This is a genomic window from Streptomyces sp. XM4193 (genome assembly GCF_023072595.1).
Taxonomy (GTDB): Bacteria; Actinomycetota; Actinomycetes; order Streptomycetales; family Streptomycetaceae; genus Streptomyces.
The window spans coordinates 320,141-337,344 of the sequence record NZ_JALLGK010000002.1; the positions used below are offsets into that span (position 1 = coordinate 320,141).

The following is a 17,204-nucleotide window of genomic DNA, read 5'->3' on the forward strand; positions in this document are numbered from 1 at the left end:
GGGACCCACGCCCGTTGCGCGGGGCGTACGGGTGAGTGTCGCGCGCCCCGGTGCACGCGCGGGAGCGCTCGACTTCGCCGCGCCTGCGCCGTACCTCTGCGGCGCCCGGCGCGGGGTTACAGGGCCTTGCGCGTGGTGAGCCGGGAGAAGGCGATCCAGCCGGGCAGCACCGGCAGCCAGAAGGTCAGGGCCCGGTAGAGGAGTACGGCCGACAGCGCGGTCGCCGAGTCCAGCTTGCCGATCGTGGTGAGACCGGCGAACAGCGCACCCTCCACCGCGCCCAGACCGCCGGGGGTGGGTGCTGCCGAGCCGAGGGCGTTGCCCGCGAGGAAGACCGTCGCCACCACGACGAAGCTGACCTCGCCGCCGAACGCCTGGATCGAGGAGTAGAGACAGGCGACGAAGACCACTGTCAGCATCAGCATGCCGCCGATGCCGCTGGCGAGCTTCTTCGGCCGCTGGACCACGTCGAGCATCCGCGGCACCACACCCGCGAACAGCGAACGCACCCGTGTCGTCACGAACTTCCGCAGCGCCGGCACCGCCGTCACGATCAGCACCAGCACCGCGACCGTCAACAGCCCGGCGATCACCGTGCGAGAGGGCGGGATGGACGCCGCCTGCTCCTTGCCGGTCAGATAGCCGAAGCACAGCAGCAGCGTGATGTGGCAGGTCAGCACGAAGATCTGGGAGACCCCCACACTCGCCACCGCGTGCCCCGGCCGCAGTCCGGCCCGTTGCAGGAAGCGGGTGTTGAGCGCCACACCGCCGATGGCGGCGGGTGCCACGAGCTTGACGAAGGACCCCGCCACCTGCGCCGACACCGTCCGCCAGAACGGCACCTTCTCGGGTACGAAACCGAGCAGGCTCAGCGCCGCCGCGAGATAGCTGGACGCGGAGAAGACGGCTGCGGCCGCCACCCATCCCCAGTGCGCGTCGCCCACCAGATCGGGCAGGTTGACGTGGGCGAAGGAGGTGAGGAGGAAGTACGCCGCGAAGACGCCGGCGATGGAGGTGACCAGCGTGCGCGGTTTGATCCGCTCCAGCCGGGCCGGGACTATCGTCGCCTCCGGCCGGATCCGCAGCACTTCCTCGCGGATCTGGGTCAGCAGGTCCTCTTCCCGTGCGTCCTCCAGCGCCTGCTCCAACTGGCGTTTCTGGAGGTTGCGTTCGGCCTTTGCCGCCTTGCGCCCCTCGGGGTCGCTCTCGGCGGGGTGCGTCTTGGCCTCCTTGCGCGCCTGCGCGGCCGCCAGCACCGCCTCCCGCTCCCGGTCCGCCCGTTCCTTGGAGAGCCGTCGCAGCGTAGTGCGGGTGCTGCGGTTGAGCGCGATGGGCTGGAGCAGCGGGAGGCTGTCGGCGACCGCGTCCGGCCCGAGGGTCTCCACCGCGGCGGACACCGCGCGGTCGGCGCCCACCCGCAGGCCGAACGTCGTCAGCAGCTGGGCGACGTCCATCAGCAGCACCAGATCGCCCGCCGCGATCTCACCGCCCCGGAGGTCGGTGAGGTAGACCGTCCCCTCGGGATCGACCAGCAGCGCCTCGCCGGTGAGCCGGCGGTGGGCGATCCGACGCGACTGGAGCGCACGCACCTGCTGCCAGGCCGCACACATCAGCTCGTCGGTGATCCTCGAGTCGGGCAGCGCCTCCAGGGGACGCCCGCCGGTGTGCTCGTAGACGAGCATCACGGCGTCCGGGCCGAGCTCGGAAGTGGCGATCAGCTTGGGGGCGTTGGCGCCCGCAGCTATCGCCGCGTACGCCAGCAGCGCTTCCTGCTCCAGCGCCTGCCGCAACGACTGTGTGCTGCGGCGCTGGGTGATGCCGCGCAGCGCGAGGCGGCGCCAGGCGCGGTAGAAGAAGCCGTGCGCCTGCTGCTCCCGGTCGACGATGGTGACGTCCAGCGGGGCGCCGTCCTCCAGCGTGACGAGGTACTGGCGTCCGCGCTCGCTCTCGCCCGAACCGACGCCCGGCTCCTCGGTGTGCAGTGCGCTGACCGGCCGGAAGCCGACCCGGCGCAGGCCGGCGAGCAGGCCCTGGCCGGTGGGGCGCACATTGGGCGAACCGACCGCGTAGAGCGTTCCGTAGGCGACGGTCCAGCCGATGAGCAGGGTGAGGACGATCGCCAGCGTCGTCATGTAGCCACTGGCCAGGATGGACAGCGCGTCGGTGAGCAGCACCACCCACAGCAGCACCCGCCAGCGCGGGCGCCGGGCCATGCCGACCGCCGTCATATAGGCGATGACCGGGCCGAGGTAGTTGTGCACGGGGTCGGTGAGCCCGCCCGAGGGCGCGTTCTTGGTCAGCGCGTCCTGGATCGGCACCGGCGCCACCTTGGCCACCCACAGCGCCACGGCGAGGGAGACGCCGTGCGCCAGCACCGCGGCGAGCACACCGTCGGCGATCCGCAGTCCGTCGCGTTTGATCAGCCGCTCGATGGCGAACGCCACCGGGACCAGGAGCACGGCGACGCTGGAGATCACCGCGGTGAAGCTGATCACCAGCGGCGGGGCCTGGCCGGCGCCCTTGTCGATGTCCTCCTCCAGCCCCGCGGTGGTGGCGTGGGCGAAGTAGGCGATGCCCAGCACCACGGCCATCCCGAGGATGCCGAGCAGGAAGCGGAGCAGGTCGGGGGGCCGGTGGGCGCGCGCGGCGAGGAGCGGCTCGTCCTTCTCCAACCGCTCGGAGGTCGACGCGTCGGAGCCCGACCCGCTGCTTCGGGGCGTCGCCGACGGCTTCCGGAAGGAGGGGCTCTCCTGGCGGGCGGGGGGCGCCGGGGCCTTCTCGGCGTCGGCCGGACCGTCGGCCGCCGCATCCTCGGCAGGTTCTGCGGCGGCACCGGAGGTGGCTCCGGGCTCCGTGGCCCCGTCGGGCCCGGGCTCGGTGGGGACGGGGGTGTCGTCGGGCTCCGCGGGTCCGTCAGTGCCCGGCGCCGCGGTGCGCGGCTCCGTCTCGGTGGCGGCTCGGTCGGGCGTGAGCGGAGCGGCCCCGTCCGGCTGCGGACCCCGCGGATCGCCGGAGCCGCTCTCCCCCCGGGAGAACTCTCCGCCCTGCTGCTCCGACTGGTCTCTGTGGTCCCGTATCACGCGTCACCGCCCGCACGATGGTGGCACGAGCTGACACGGGGGCCACACATCAGGGTGGCGCTGACAGTTCGGCGGCAGCCGGACGCGCAGGTGAAAACGCAGGTCAGAGGCGGTGTGAGCGTGCCGTGCGCCGAGAGCGGGGAAAGCGGGGGAGCGGTGGACTGTCGGTGGTGTGCGGCACCATGGCCGACATGCCCGTCCCGCATCGCCCCGTTGCCCCACCGGACTCCGCAGCCGCCGACCGTGCGGACGATCCCGCATACGACCCGGACGCCATCCCCGACTTCGCCGAGCGCGTCCTCGGTGTCGCCGAGCGCATCCCGCCGGGCCGGGTGATGACGTACGGCGACATCGCCGAGTGGCTGGCCGACGGCGGCCCGCGGCAGGTGGGCCGGGTGATGGCGCTCTACGGCGGCGCCGTGCCGTGGTGGCGGGTGATACGCGCCGACGGCGTTCTGCTGCCCGGCTCCGAGCGCCGGGCGCTGGAGCGGTATCGCGCGGAGGGCACCCCGCTGCGCGAGGCGGCGCGCGCCACCGCCGGGCAGGCGGTGCCCAGAGTGGACGTACGCCGCGCACGATGGGACGGGCAGAGCGACTGAGCGCTCCAGCCATCCGGTACGGCTGTTCACATCCACCAGCTTCCGTCATCGCGCCAAGGCTCATTCGATGGGGCGTCCGTACGGGGTACCTCCGGCCCGCCGCGGTTCGGTGAGCGCCTGGCGTACCGTCGGCACCAACCAGAACAGACCCCAGGACCGGCGAGACACGTGAGTTCGTACCCGAAGTCCCCCGCGTACCGACTGGTGCGCACTCCGCCGGTCAAGGTCGGTCTACCTCGTCTGGACGCAACGCAGCGCGCTGTGGTTGACCACACCGGTGGACCTTTGCTGGTGCTCGCGGGCCCGGGCACGGGCAAGACGACGACACTCGTCGAATCGGTCGCGGCCCGGGTGGCGGAGGGCACCGACCCCTCGCGGATCCTGGTGCTCACCTTCAGTCGCAGGGCGGCGGTGGAGCTCCGCGACCGGATGGCCGCGCGACTGGAGGGCGGCGCACCGCAGGCGACGACGTTCCACTCGTACTGCTACGCGCTGGTCCGCGCCCACCAGGACGCCGACCGTTTCGCCGAGCCGTTGCGGCTGCTCTCCGGTCCCGAACAGGACCTCTACATCAGGGAGTTGCTCGCCGGGCAGCAGGAGCTGGCGCGCGGCGGCCGGGTGCGCACCCGCTGGCCGGACGAGCTGCGCGCGTGTCTGACCACCCGCGGCTTCGCCGACGAGGTCCGCGCGGTGCTGGCGCGCAGCCGCGAGCTGGGACTCGGCCCCGGGCAGCTGACGGCGTTCGCCGACCGGGCCGGCCGCCCCGACTGGTCCGCGGCGGCGTCCTTCCTCGCGGAGTACCTGGACGTGCTCGATCTGCAGGGCGTCGTGGACTACGCCGAGCTGGTGCACCGCGCGGTCCTGCTCGCCGAGCGCCAGGGCCCGCAGGGCGCCGCGGACACCCTCGCCCGGGCGTACGACGCGATCTACCTGGACGAGTACCAGGACACCGATCCCGCGCAGGTGCGGCTGGTGCGCGCCCTGGTGGGTGCGCCGGAGCGCGCCCGCACCGTGGTCGCCCTCGGCGATCCGGACCAGTCGATCTACGCCTTCCGCGGCGCGGACGTGAACGGGATCCTCGACTTCCCCCACACCTTCCGCCGCCCGGACGGGTCGCCCGCCCGCGTCGCCGTACTGCGCACCAGCCGCCGTGCGCCCGCCCGGGTGCTCGCCGCCGGCCGGGAGCTGGCCCGGCGCATGCCGCTGCCGCGGCTGCCCGCCGACGCCGTACGGGCGCACCGTTCGCTCACCGCGAGTCGGCCCGGCGGGCGGGTCCAGGTGTACACCTGCCCGACGCAGGGCGCGGAGCGGGACACCGTCGCCGACGTGCTGCGCCGGGCGCATCTGGAGGAGGGCGTGCCGTGGTCGCAGATGGCGGTGCTGGTGCGAGCCGGCGAGCGGACGATCCCCGGACTGCGGCGGTCGCTGATCTCCGCGGGCGTCCCGCTGGACGTCGCCGGGGACGATCTCCCGCTGCGGCGCGAGCCGGCCGTGGCGCCGCTGCTCACCGCGTTGCGCGCGGTCGCCGAGGCGGCTGCCGCGGATTCCGAGGAGCGGGCGGAGGACGGGAGTTCGCGGGAGTCCGTGGGCCCGGCGCCGGTCGCGGAGCACGCGGCGCAGGGGCTAGGGGACGCCGGTACGGCCGAGCAGGCGCCGCGCTGCTGGCTCGACACCGAGACCGCGCTGACCCTGCTGACCTCGCCGCTCGGCGGGATGGACGCCGCCGACCTGCGCCGTCTTGGCCGTGCGCTGCGGGAGGAGGAACGTGCCGCCGGACACACCGTGCCCAGGCCCTCGGACGAACTGCTGGCCCGCGCGCTCGCCGAGCCCGAACGCCTCGTCGCCCACGAGCGCAGCCATGCACAGGGCGCGCACCGGCTCGGTCTGCTCCTGCGCAAGGCGCGGGAGTTGCTGGCCGGCGGCGGTACGGCCGAGGCGGCGCTGTGGGAGCTCTGGGACGGCACCGGATGGCCGCAGCGGCTGGAGCGCACCGCCCGCCGGGGCGGCGCCGCGGGCCGGCACGCGGACCGCGATCTGGACGCGCACTGCACGCTCTTCGAGATCGCCGCCCGCGCCGAGGAGCGCACCGGCGGTCGCGGCGCGCTCAACCTCCTGGAGGAGCTGGACGCCCAGGACATCGCCGCCGACACGCTCGCGGGCCGCGCGGTGCGGCCGGACGCCGTACGGCTGATGACCGCGCACCGCGCCAAGGGGCTGGAGTGGTCGCTGGTGGTGGTCGCCGGTGTGCAGGAGGGGCTCTGGCCGGACCTGCGCCGCCGCGGCTCGCTGCTGGAGGCCGACCGGATAGGGCCCACGGGTCTCGCCGAGCCGATGGCGGCCGGCGCGCTGCTCGCCGAGGAGCGCCGTCTGTTCTACGTCGCGGCCACCCGGGCCAAGGAGCGGCTGGTGGTCACCGCGGTGCGCGCGGCGGCCGAGGACGGCGACCAACCCTCGCGATTCCTCCAGGAGTTGGGCGTCGAGCCGAAGGACAGCACGGTGCGGCCGGTGCGTCCGCTGTCGGTCGCCGCGCTGGTCGCGGAGCTGCGCGCCACCACCGTCGACCCCCGGGCGAGCGAGGCGCTGCGCACCGCCGCCGCCGAACGGCTCGCCACCCTCGCCGACCTGCGGGACGAGGACGGCAACCCGCTCGTACCCGTGGCCCATCCGCAGCGTTGGTGGGGGCTGTACGAACCGACGCGCAGCGAGGTCCCGCTGCGCGATCCGCAGCAGCCGGTGGCGCTCTCCGGCAGTGCGCTGGGACAGCTGGCGGACGCCTGCTCGCTGCAGTGGTTCCTCGGCCGCGAAGTGCGCGCGGAGGAACCCGCCACCGCGGCACAGGGCTTCGGCAACGTCGTCCACGTGCTCGCGGACGAGGTCGCCTCGGGCACCACTCCGGCCGATCTGGACGTGCTGCTCGCCCGTCTCGACTCGGTTTGGGACGCGCTCGCCTTCGACGCGCCGTGGAAATCGCACCAGGAGCGCGACAGCGCCCGTGCCGCGCTGGAGCGCTTTCTGCGTTGGCACGTGCTCGACCGCGGCGGGCGCCGAGCCGTCGCGAGCGAGCGCGAGTTCGACGTGACGCTCGCCGCGGGCGAGGTGCGGGTACGGGTGCGCGGAACGGTGGACCGGGTCGAGGAGGACGGCGACGGGCGGGTGTACGTCGTGGACTTCAAGACCGGAGCGGCCAAACCGACCGCTGCCGAGGTGGACCGTCATCCACAGCTGGCGGTCTACCAGCGGGCGTTGCAGGAGCTCTCGCCCGAGGCGGAGCCCGGCGGCGCCGAGTTGGTGCATCTGCGGCTCGGCGCACCCAAGCGGGACGGCGGTGACGCCCTCCCCGCGGTCCAGCGCCAGGAACCCCTGCCGCAGGCGCCCACGGAGGGGGAGGCGGTCACAGAGGGTGCGGGTATCGGGGCGGCGCGTGCGGAGCCCGAGGCGCAGCGCCCGGAGACCTCGGACCCGGCCGGCGCGCCGGAACCGGGCTCGGCCGGCGCGCCGGAACCGGGCTCGGCCGAGGCTGCGGAACAGGGCGACTGGCTGGGCGGCCTGCTGGCGACCGCCGCCGGGCGCGTACTGGAGGAGCGATTCACTCCCACACCGGGACGGCAGTGCGCGAACTGCTCGTTCCGCGCGGCGTGCAGCGCGCGCCCGGAGGGCCGCCAGACCGTGGAGTGACGGGCCCGCCCTCGCCCACCTTCGGCGGCCGCGCCGGACCCGTGCCGATTGCACCGACCCAAGTGCCGCCGCTCCGCGGGCCGTTGGGAGCGGGCACTCACCGGCGGCGTTCGCTGTCAGTGCCCTCGGCTACGGTCTCTACTCGTGGCACAGCTCGACCGTCCCGACCAGCTCAAGGAGCTGCTCGGCATCCCGTTCACCCCGGAGCAGCTGGCGTGCATCACCGCGCCGCCCGCTCCGCAGGTCATCGTGGCCGGCGCCGGCTCCGGGAAGACGACGGTGATGGCGGCCCGGGTGGTGTGGCTGGTCGGCACCGGGCAGGTCGCACCGGAGCAGGTGCTGGGCCTGACGTTCACCAACAAGGCCGCCGCGGAGCTGGCAGAGCGGGTGCGCAGGGCGCTGACCAGCGCCGGGGTGCTGGGCGAGGCCGCGTTGCCGCCCGGAGTGCCGCCCGGGGACGCGGGGTTCGGGCCGCAGGAGCCGGTGGGCGAGCCGGCGATCTCGACCTACCACGCGTTCGCGGGGCGACTGTTGAAGGACCACGGGCTGCGGCTCGGCGTGGAGCCGAGTGCCCGACTGCTCGCGGACGCGACCAGGTTCCAGCTGGCCGCGTCCGTGCTCCGCTCCGCGCCCGGCCCCTACGAGTCCCTCACCAGATCGCTCGGGACGCTGGTCAGCGAGCTGCTGGCGCTGGACGGCGAGTTGGCCGAGCACCTGGTCGAGCCGGAGCAGCTGCGCGCGCACGACACCGAGCTGCTGGCGCTGTTGGAGAGCGGGGAGGTCAGGCTCACCAACGCCGCGCTGCGCCAGGTGCCGCGCACGGTCCGGGGGCGGCTGGAGCTGCTCGGGCTGGTCGAGGAGTACCGCAGCCGCAAACGCCGTCGCGAGTTGCTGGACTTCGGCGACCAGATCGCGGTGGCCGCCCGGCTGGCCCGGGACGTGCCGGAGGTGGGCCGGCTGCTGCGCGAGGAGTACGCCGTCGTCCTGCTCGACGAGTACCAGGACACCTCGGTGGCCCAACGCATCCTGCTCGCCGGGCTGTTCGGCGGCGGCGGGCACCCCGTGACTGCGGTCGGCGACCCGTGCCAGGCGATCTACGGCTGGCGCGGCGCCTCCGTCGCCAACCTCGACGACTTCCCGCTGCACTTCCCGGCCCGCGACGGCACCCCGGCCGACCGCTACTCGCTCAGCGAGAACCGCCGCAGCGGTGGCCGGCTGCTCTCGTTGGCCAACGAGCTCGCCGTACCGCTGCGCGAGCGCCACCAGGGCGTGCACGCACTGCGTCCGGCGCCCGGAGCGGAGGCCGACGGGCGTGCCCGCTGCGCGCTGCTGCCCACCCACGCTGAGGAGTTGGAGTGGCTCGGCGACTCGCTCGCCCACCTGGTGCGCACCGGTACGCCCCCCGGCGAGATCGCGGTGCTGTGCCGGGGCGCCGCCGACTTCGCCGAGATCCAGTCCGTGCTGACGGCGCGAGGTCTGCCCGTCGAGGTCGTCGGCCTCTCCGGACTGCTGCACCTGCCCGAGGTCGCCGATCTGGTGGCGATGTGCGAGGTCCTCCAGGACCCCACCGCCAACGCCTCGCTCGTACGGCTGCTGACCGGTCCGCGGTGGCGGATCGGGCCCCGCGACCTGGCGCTGCTCGGCCGCCGGGCCCGGCTGCTGCTGCCGCCCCGCGGCGGCCGCTTCGAGGACGCCGACCAGCGGCTGGCCGCGGCGGTCGAGGGCACGGACCCGGCCGAGGTGCTCTCCCTCGCGGACGCGCTGGACACCTTCCTCGAAGCGGAGGGGCACGAGGACGAGCTGCCGTTCTCGCGGGCCGCGAAGGTGCGGTTCGCGCGGTTCGCCGCCGAGATCAGGGAGTTGCGCAGATCGCTCGCCGATCCGCTGATGGACGTGCTGCACCGCGTACTGTCGACGACCGGCCTGGAGGTCGAACTGGCCGCCTCCCCGCAGGCGTTGGCGGCCAGGCGCAGGGAGACTCTGGGCCAGTTCCTGGACGTGGCGGCCGGCTTCGCCTCCCTGGAGGGCGAGAGCACGCTGCTGGCCTTCCTCGGTTTCCTGCGGATGGCCGAGCGCTACGACAAGGGCATGGACAGCTCGCTGCCCGGCGGCGAGGACACCGTCAAGGTCCTGACCGCACACCGTTCCAAGGGCCTCGAATGGGATGTGGTCGCCGCCCCCGGGCTGGTCGGCGGCCAGTTCCCGAGCAGCAGGGGCCAGACGTCCTGGCTGACCGGCGCCGGCGTACTGCCCCACCCGCTCCGGGGGGACGCCTCGACGCTGCCCGAGCTGGGGGGCTGGACGGCCAAGGACCGCACGCGCTACGACACCGCCCTCACCGACCACCAGGCGACCGAGGAACTGCGCCTGGGCTATGTGACGTTCACCCGGCCGCGTTCGCTGCTGCTGGCCTCGGGCCACTGGTGGGGTCCTTCGCAGAAGAAGCCGCGCGGCCCGTCGGCCTTCCTGGAGGCGGTGCGCGCACATGTGGAGTCGCAGCCCGCACACGGTGAGGTGGAGGTGTGGGCGCCGGCGCCCGGCGAGGGCGAGGAGAATCCGGCCCTCGCCGCGGAGGCGGAGGAGCGCCGGTGGCCCATGCCGCTGGACGCGCAGGCGCTGGCGCGTCGGCGCACCGCCGCCGCGATGGTGCTCGCCCGGCTGGAGTCCGGCCCCGTGCGGCACCCGGAGGAGGGTGAGGCGTACGCGCAGGAGCCGCTCGGCGCCGGCCGGCTGCCGCGCCCGCGCGAGGAGCCTGCCGCAGAGCCCGGCGAGGAAGAGCCCCGCGGGGAGGAGCCCGGCGGGGAAGAGGTGCGCGGGGAGCACTTGAGCGGGGGAGGCCGACAGGACTCGGCCGCACAGCCGGGCCGTACGGACGAGGCGCCCGCGGAGGCCGAGGGCCTCACCCCCGAGGAGCGTCGGCTCGCCGCCTCCTGGGACCGCGATCTGACAGCGCTCGCCGGTGAGTTGCGCCGCGCCCGCCGCCGGGTGCACGAGGTGGCGCTGCCGCCCTCGCTGACCGCCTCCCAGCTGATGCGGCTCAACGCCGACCCCGAGCGGTTCGCACGCGAGCTGGTGAGACCGATGCCGCGCCCCCCGCAGCCGGACGCCGCCCGGCGGGGCATCCGGTTCCACGCCTGGATCGAGTCGAGGTTCGAGGAGCTGACCCTGCCGATGCTCGGCCCCGAGGAACTGCCGGGGGCCGGTGACCACGGGCCCGGCGCCGAGCCCGTGGAGATCGCGGACGAGCGCGAGCTCGCCGCGCTCAAGGAGGCGTTCGGCCGTACACCGTACGCGGATCGCACTCCCTGGGCGGTCGAGGAGCCCTTCCAGCTGGTGCTCGCCGGGCGGGTGGTGCGCGGCCGCATCGACGCGGTCTACCGGGACGAGGAGGGCTTCGAGATCGTCGACTGGAAGACCGGCCGCCGCCGAGCCGCCGACCCCCTGCAGCTCTCGATCTACCGGCTGGCCTGGGCGGAGCGGCACGGGCTGCCGCTGGACGCCGTGCGCGCGGCGTTCGTCCATGTCAGAAGTGGTGAGGTGGTACGCCCCGCCGGGCTCCCCGGCAGACAGGAGCTGGAGCGACTGCTGCTGACCGGCAGCGCGCACGAGCAGCTGCCGGAGCCGCCGGAGGGTCCCGGCGCGGCGGACCCGGCGCCGCAGGCCGACCCGTCCGGGAGCACCGGGGTCGAGCCAAGGGCGGGCGACCGGCACCCACCGTCGGCCGGATAGGCTCGAAGAATGAGCGACACCCCGGACAGCGCCGTCCGCGACGCCGTGACGAGCGGGTTTCCCCGTTTCCTCGACGAGCTGCGGGAGTGGCTGCGCATCCCCTCGGTCTCCGCCGACCCGCAGCACGCGGCCGATGTCGACCGCAGCGCCCGGTGGCTGGCCGAGTCGCTGCGCCGCACCGGTTTCCCGACGGTGGAGGTCTGGGAGACCGAGGGCCTGCCCGCGGTTTTCGCGCACTGGCCGGCCGCTGAGGCGGACGCCCCGACCGTGCTCGTCTACGGCCATCACGACGTACAGCCCGCCGAGCGCAGCGACGGCTGGGACTGCGAACCCTTCGAGCCGACCGAGCGCGAGGGACGCCTCTTCGCCCGGGGCGCCGCGGACGACAAGGGGCAGGTGTACTTCCACACCCTCGGCGTCACCGCCCACCTCGCCGCCACCGGCCGCACCGCTCCCGCCGTCGGGCTGAAGCTGCTGATCGAGGGGGAGGAGGAGTCCGGTTCACCGCATTTCCCCGCTCTCGTGCGCGCGCACGCCGACCGGCTGGAGTGCGACGTCGCGCTGATCTCCGACACCGGGATGTGGGCGGCCGACACCCCGACCGTGTGCACCGGGATGCGCGGGCTCATCGACTGCCAGATCGATCTGAGCGGCCCGGCCCAGGACATCCACTCCGGTTCCTTCGGCGGTGCCGTGCCCAACCCGGCCGAGGCGGCGGCGACGCTGGCCGCGGCGCTGCACGACGAGCGCCGCCGGGTCACGGTGCCCGGCTTCTACGACGGGATCGTCGAACTCACCGAGGAGGAGCGCCGGTTCTTCGCCGAGTTGCCGTTCGACGAGTCGGCGTGGCTGCGCACCGCCCACAGCGGCGCCACACTCGGCGAGGAGGGCTACTCCACGCTCGAGCGGATCTGGGCGCGCCCCACCGCCGAGGTGAACGGAATCGGCGGCGGCTACCAGGGGCCGGGCGGCAAGACGATCGTCCCGGCGACGGCACAGCTCAAGCTCTCGTTCCGCACGGTCGCCGGCCAGGACCAGGAGAGGATCCAGCAGTCGCTGCGAGACTGGGTGGCTGCCACTCTGCCGGCCGGTGTCCGGCACGAACTGACCTTCTGGGGCTCCACCCGGCCCTGTCTGACGCCGCTGGACCACCCCGCGCTGCGTGCCCTGGTGACGGCCATGGGCAGGGCGTTCGAGCAGCCGATCCGCTTCACCAGGGAGGGAGGTTCGGGGCCCGCGGCCGATCTCCAGGACATTCTGGGCGTACCGGTGCTGTTCCTGGGTATCTCCATTCCCTCCGACGGCTGGCACGCGCCCAACGAGAAGGTGGAGATCGACCTTCTGCGCAAGGGTGCCGAGGCCGCGGCACACCTCTGGGAGGAGCTGGGCGCCCACCTGCGTCCCGCATCCGCGCGGCGGCCCACCACGCCCGGACCGTGAACCCGGTGTCCGCCCGAGCATGAGCAGCAGTCAGACCGCCCGCGAGTTCCACAGGGAGCAGAGACCGCAGTGACCTCCAGGACCGCCCGTACCATCGCCCACCAGGTGCCGCTGACCGTGAACGGCGGCATCGACCGGGGCGCGAACCACCGGCTCGACGAGGCGTGGCTCGGCGCCGCCTGGAGCCACCCGAGCACCCGCTGCTTCGTGGTGTCCGACGGCCGCGCGCTGGTCGTGGACACCGACGACGGGCGCACCGAGCTGGTGACCACACCCTCCTTCGAGGCGCCGTTCACCGAGGCCCACCGGTACTTCCTGGGGACCGACACCGACGGCGTGCGCTACTTCGCGCTCCAGAAGGACACCCTCCCGGGGCGCATGGACGACGACGCCAGACCGGCCGGACTGCGGGAGGCGGGCGCTCTGCTCGGCCCGCGGGACAGTGAACTCCTGGTGCACGCGGTCGCGTTGGAGAACTGGCAGCGGATGCACCGCTTCTGCTCCCGCTGCGGCGAGCGCACGACGATCGCGGCGGCCGGTCACATCCGCCGGTGCCTGGCGTGCGGAGCGGAGCACTACCCGCGTACCGACCCCGCCGTCATCATGCTCGTCACCGACGACCGGGACCGGGCGCTGCTGGGTCGGCAGGTGCACTGGCCGGAGGGGCGTTTCTCCACGCTGGCGGGCTTCGTCGAGCCGGGGGAGTCCATCGAACGAGCCGTGGTCCGCGAGGTGTTCGAGGAGGCGGGAGTCGTCGTCGACGAGGTGGAGTACGTCGCCAGCCAGCCCTGGCCGTTCCCCAGCAGTCTGATGCTGGGCTTCATGGCGCGGGCGGGCTCATCGGAGATCCGGGTGGACGGCGAGGAGATCGAGGAGGCGCGCTGGTTCTCCCGGGACGATCTGCGCACCGCGATCGAGAGCGGCGCGGTGCATCCGCCCGCCGGGATCTCGATCGCGGCGCGGCTGGTCGAGCTCTGGTACGGCAAGCCGCTTCCGGTCCCGCTGCCGTAGCGCGGTGCGCACCCGCCACCGGCTCCGGGCCACCGTGTGCGCAACGGTGGACCGGCGCGCCGACGGAGGGGTGCGCAAAGCGGCCGGGCCTCCGGCTGGCCGCGGCCGCGGGCTTTCGCGGGCCGACCCGACCTGCCTTTCGCCGGCCCGACCGGCCCGGCGGAATCAGGCCGCCAGCGCCTGCTTGACCTGGGCCAGTGAGGGGTTGGTCATGACGGTCTCGGTGCCCGAGGGGGAGACGACCAGCAGGGTGGGGACCGTCTGGTTCCCGCCGTTGGCCTTCTCGACGAAGTCCGCCGAGGCCGGGTCGTGCTCGATGTTGACCTCCGAGTAGGCGATGCCCTCGCGGTCCATCTGGCCCTTAAGACGGCGGCAGTAGCCGCACCAGGTGGTGCTGTACATCGTCACGCTTGCGGACATGGGTGGTGTGCTCCCTCGGATGTGGCGGCCGTGCCTGGGCAGGCCGGTGGACAGTGCGGTCGCGGGGCCGCGGGCCGACTGGCGGCGCGGGCTCCGAAAGACGCAACGAGCGGGCGGCGCCCAGCATTCCCGGACTTCGCGCCGCCCGACGGCTGCGGCAGTATGACAAACCCTTCACGGCTGTGGACAACCGTCACGGCCGCGAGGCGGTACTGGCAGCATGGGCGTGTGACTGCCGCACCACAGCCGACTCCTCCCACCCCCTCCGCCCCTGCGCACCTGCCCGCCCCGGCTCCCGCCCCGAGCCCGGCCGCACACGGCTCCCCGAGCTCCTTCGGTCTCCTCCCGGCCCCGCCCGAATCCGCCGACGGCGTGCTGGAAGGTCTCGATCCGGAGCAGCGGGAGGTGGCGACCACTCTGAGCGGTCCCGTCTGCGTGCTCGCCGGCGCCGGCACCGGCAAGACCAGGGCGGTCACCCACCGCATCGCCTACGGGGTCCGGGCCGGCATCCTGCCCGCGGCCGGCGTTCTTGCGGTGACCTTCACCAACCGCGCCGCGGGGGAGCTTCGGGGCAGGCTGCGCGAGCTCGGTGCGGGCAGCGTCCAGGCACGCACCTTCCACTCCGCGGCGCTGCGGCAGCTGCGGTACTTCTGGCCTAGGGCGATCGGGGGCGAGCTGCCTCGTCTGCTGGAGCGCAAGGCCGGGCTGGTGCACGAGGCGGCCAAGCGTTCCCGGCTGCGGCTGGAGCGCTCGGACCTGCGGGACGTCACCTCCGAGATCGAGTGGGCCAAGGTCACCAGGACGGTCCCCGAGGACTACGCCGCCGCTCTCGCCAAGACCGGCCGCACGCCCCCGCGCGATCCGGCCGAGGTGGCGCAGGTCTTCACGGCGTACGAGCAGCTCAAGCGCGAGCGCGGCACCATCGACTTCGAGGATGTGCTGCTGCTGACCGTCGGCATCCTGCAGGACCGCCACGACATCGCCTCCCAGGTGCGCGGCCAGTACCAGCACTTCGTGGTCGACGAGTACCAGGACGTCAGCCCGCTCCAGCAGCGGCTGCTGGAGCTGTGGGTGGGCGACCGGGACAACCTCTGCGTGGTGGGCGACGCCAGCCAGACGATCTACTCCTTCACCGGCGCCACCGCGGACTACCTCCTCGATTTCCGCGTCAGGTATCCGCAGTCGACCGTGGTCAAGCTGGTGCGCGACTACCGCTCCACGCCCCAGGTCGTCCGCCTGGCCAACGGCCTGCTCGCGCACGCCTCCGGGCGTGCGGCGCGGCACCGGCTGGAGCTGGTCTCCCAGCGGGAGCGCGGCCCCGAGCCGGTTTTCACCGAGTACCCGGACGAGCCCTCGGAGGCCGACGCCACCGCCAAGCGCGTGCGCGAGCTGCTGGATTCGGGGGTGCGGGCCGCGGAGATCGCCGTGCTCTACCGGACGAACGGCCAGTCCGAGCTGTACGAGCAGGCGATGGCCGACGCGCGGGTGCCGTACCAACTGCGAGGCGCCGAGCGCTTCTTCGAGCGACCCGAGGTCCGCGAGGCGGAGACCAAGCTGCGCGGCGCCGCCAAGGCCGGCCGGAACGACTCCCTGCTCGACGGCGCGGAGGACCTCGCCTCCCAGGTGCGGGCGGTGCTCGGCCCGGTGGGATGGGCTCCGCGCGCCCCGGCGGCCTCGGGTGCGGCCAGAGACCGATGGGAGTCGCTGGCGGCGCTCGTGCGGCTGGCGGAGGAGCTGGCCCAGGGCCAACCACAGGCAGTGCTGGGGGATTTTGTCGCCGAGCTCCAGGCGCGCGCGGCCATGCAGCACGCGCCGAGAGTGGAAGGCGTGACCCTCGCGTCGTTGCACTCGGCCAAGGGCCTGGAGTGGGACGCCGTCTTCCTGGTGGGCCTGACCGACGGGATGCTCCCGATCACCTACGCGAAAACGCCCGAGCAGTTGGAGGAGGAGCGCCGGCTTCTCTACGTGGGGGTCACCCGAGCCCGGCGCCATCTCGCACTGTCCTGGGCGCTCGCCCGTTCGCCGGGCGGCCGGGCGGGCCGCAGCCCGAGCCGCTTCCTCGAGGGCCTGCGCTCGGGCAGCAGCTCGGTGGGCGCCTCCTCCGCGTCCGGAGGGCGCCCTGTCGCGGGCGGAGTGGAGCGGGCCGAGAGACCCAGGGCGAGAGCCGGCCGCACGACCGCGCGGTGCCGCGTCTGCGGCCGGACACTCACCGACGCCGGGGAGATCAAGCTGCTGCGCTGCGAGGACTGTCCCTCCGATCTGGACGAGCAGCTCTACGACCGCCTGTGGGTGTGGCGTTCTCGCCAGGCCACACTGCTGCGTCAGCCGCCGTACTGCGTCTTCACCGACAAGACCCTCATGGCCATCGCCGAGGCCACCCCGGACACCGCCGCAGAGCTCAGCCGGATCCCCGGAGTGCGGGCGCGCAAGCTCCAGCAGTACGGCGCGGACGTCCTGGCCCTGTGCGCGGGGGAGGAGCTGCAGGAGAGCCCTCCCGAGCCCGGCGACGAGCCCGCGCCGGAGTGAGAGAGGGGCTTGTGGACCGGGCTGAGAACGGCTCGCCAACCAAACGGAGAGCGTCGCTCCGGGCTCTGTCACAAGAACTGTGACGAACGAGAGTGAAAAATAGTTTGCGCCCGCCGCTACAAGCCTCATAGCCTCTGTGACGTGGAGAGAGCGGGTTTTTCCCGCTCCGGCTCTGCCCTGCTGTACATCCCGAAAACGTCGGGCCCGACTTCGGTCCGGCCCCTGAAGCGCCGAGAGGAGGCGATCGACATGGAGATCAAGACCACAACCCTGGCAGCCCGTTCGGTCGTCTCCGCATGCCCGAGCGTCGCCGGCCTCCGTGGCATCGGTGTGTCCGTCGCCCCGCTGGCCAAGCTGCGCTTCCGCGGCGAGCGCCGCGCCGCCGAGTTCTTCGGTGGAGTGGCCTTCGGTGGAGAGGTCTTCGGCTATGAGGGCCTCGCCATTGAGCGACCGACCAAGGCATCCGCAGCAGTAGCGGCAGAGGTCTCCTCTGTCCGCGTCGCAGCGATGGCAGCAGCGGATGCCGGCCAGAAGCAGAAGTCCCAGAAGCAGAACTCCCAGCAGCACAGCATTCAGCACCACACGATGTGGGCCTTCCGTGGGCCTGACCCCTGGAGATCACCAACCTGATCGGCGAGATCAGGTCGGCACCTCTCCAGGGCCGCGGAACCCACACCGGGATCCGCGGCCCTTCTGTTTGCCCCGACACCATCGGGGCGCACAA

9 protein-coding genes are annotated in these 17,204 nt (G+C 73.5%); 7 read left to right on the top strand and 2 right to left on the bottom strand.

All coding sequences use genetic code 11. The features are described from left to right. Positions 1 to 116: 116 nt before the first annotated feature. Positions 117 to 3,080 carry a flippase-like domain-containing protein gene (locus MTQ01_RS08660; RefSeq protein WP_247488281.1) on the bottom strand — a complete coding sequence of 988 codons (2,964 nt, stop codon included), beginning with the start codon at positions 3,078 to 3,080 and terminating at the stop codon, positions 117 to 119. A gap of 191 nt (positions 3,081 to 3,271) precedes the next feature. On the opposite strand from MTQ01_RS08660, the gene MTQ01_RS08665 reads away from it, so the two are divergent. The 5 genes from MTQ01_RS08665 to nudC all read left to right on the top strand — a co-directional run bounded on the left by MTQ01_RS08665 (position 3,272) and on the right by nudC (position 13,534). Beyond that, positions 3,272 to 3,679 (top strand): MGMT family protein, encoded by a 408-nt coding sequence (locus tag MTQ01_RS08665; protein WP_247488282.1) that lies wholly within the window; start codon positions 3,272 to 3,274, stop codon positions 3,677 to 3,679. Positions 3,680 to 3,883: 204 nt separating this feature from the next. Further along, on the top strand, positions 3,884 to 7,354 hold the full coding sequence (locus tag MTQ01_RS08670) for an ATP-dependent DNA helicase (protein WP_308294385.1): 3,471 nt from the start codon (positions 3,884 to 3,886) through the stop codon (positions 7,352 to 7,354). Positions 7,355 to 7,498: 144 nt separating this feature from the next. After that, positions 7,499 to 11,083 (top strand): ATP-dependent DNA helicase, encoded by a 3,585-nt coding sequence (locus MTQ01_RS08675; protein WP_247488286.1) that lies wholly within the window; start codon positions 7,499 to 7,501, stop codon positions 11,081 to 11,083. A 9-nt stretch (positions 11,084 to 11,092) separates the two neighbouring features. Further along, positions 11,093 to 12,523: a dipeptidase gene (locus MTQ01_RS08680; protein WP_247488287.1), complete on the top strand. Its 1,431-nt coding sequence runs from the start codon at positions 11,093 to 11,095 to the stop codon at positions 12,521 to 12,523. A gap of 69 nt (positions 12,524 to 12,592) precedes the next feature. Beyond that, positions 12,593 to 13,534, top strand: coding sequence for an NAD(+) diphosphatase (gene nudC, locus MTQ01_RS08685; protein ID WP_247488289.1), 942 nt, complete (start codon positions 12,593 to 12,595; stop codon positions 13,532 to 13,534). 165 nt (positions 13,535 to 13,699) lie between these two features. On the opposite strand, the gene MTQ01_RS08690 is transcribed toward nudC, so the two are convergent. Then, positions 13,700 to 13,954 carry a glutaredoxin domain-containing protein gene (locus tag MTQ01_RS08690; protein WP_216815021.1) on the bottom strand — a complete coding sequence of 85 codons (255 nt, stop codon included), beginning with the start codon at positions 13,952 to 13,954 and terminating at the stop codon, positions 13,700 to 13,702. 228 nt (positions 13,955 to 14,182) lie between these two features. Between MTQ01_RS08690 and MTQ01_RS08695 the strand changes: the two genes are divergently transcribed. Both MTQ01_RS08695 and MTQ01_RS08700 read left to right on the top strand, forming a co-directional pair. After that, positions 14,183 to 16,480 (top strand): ATP-dependent DNA helicase UvrD2, encoded by a 2,298-nt coding sequence (locus tag MTQ01_RS08695; protein WP_374207656.1) that lies wholly within the window; start codon positions 14,183 to 14,185, stop codon positions 16,478 to 16,480. A 249-nt stretch (positions 16,481 to 16,729) separates the two neighbouring features. Next, on the top strand, positions 16,730 to 17,110 hold the full coding sequence (locus MTQ01_RS08700; protein ID WP_247488291.1) for a hypothetical protein: 381 nt from the start codon (positions 16,730 to 16,732) through the stop codon (positions 17,108 to 17,110). Positions 17,111 to 17,204: the final 94 nt, after the last annotated feature.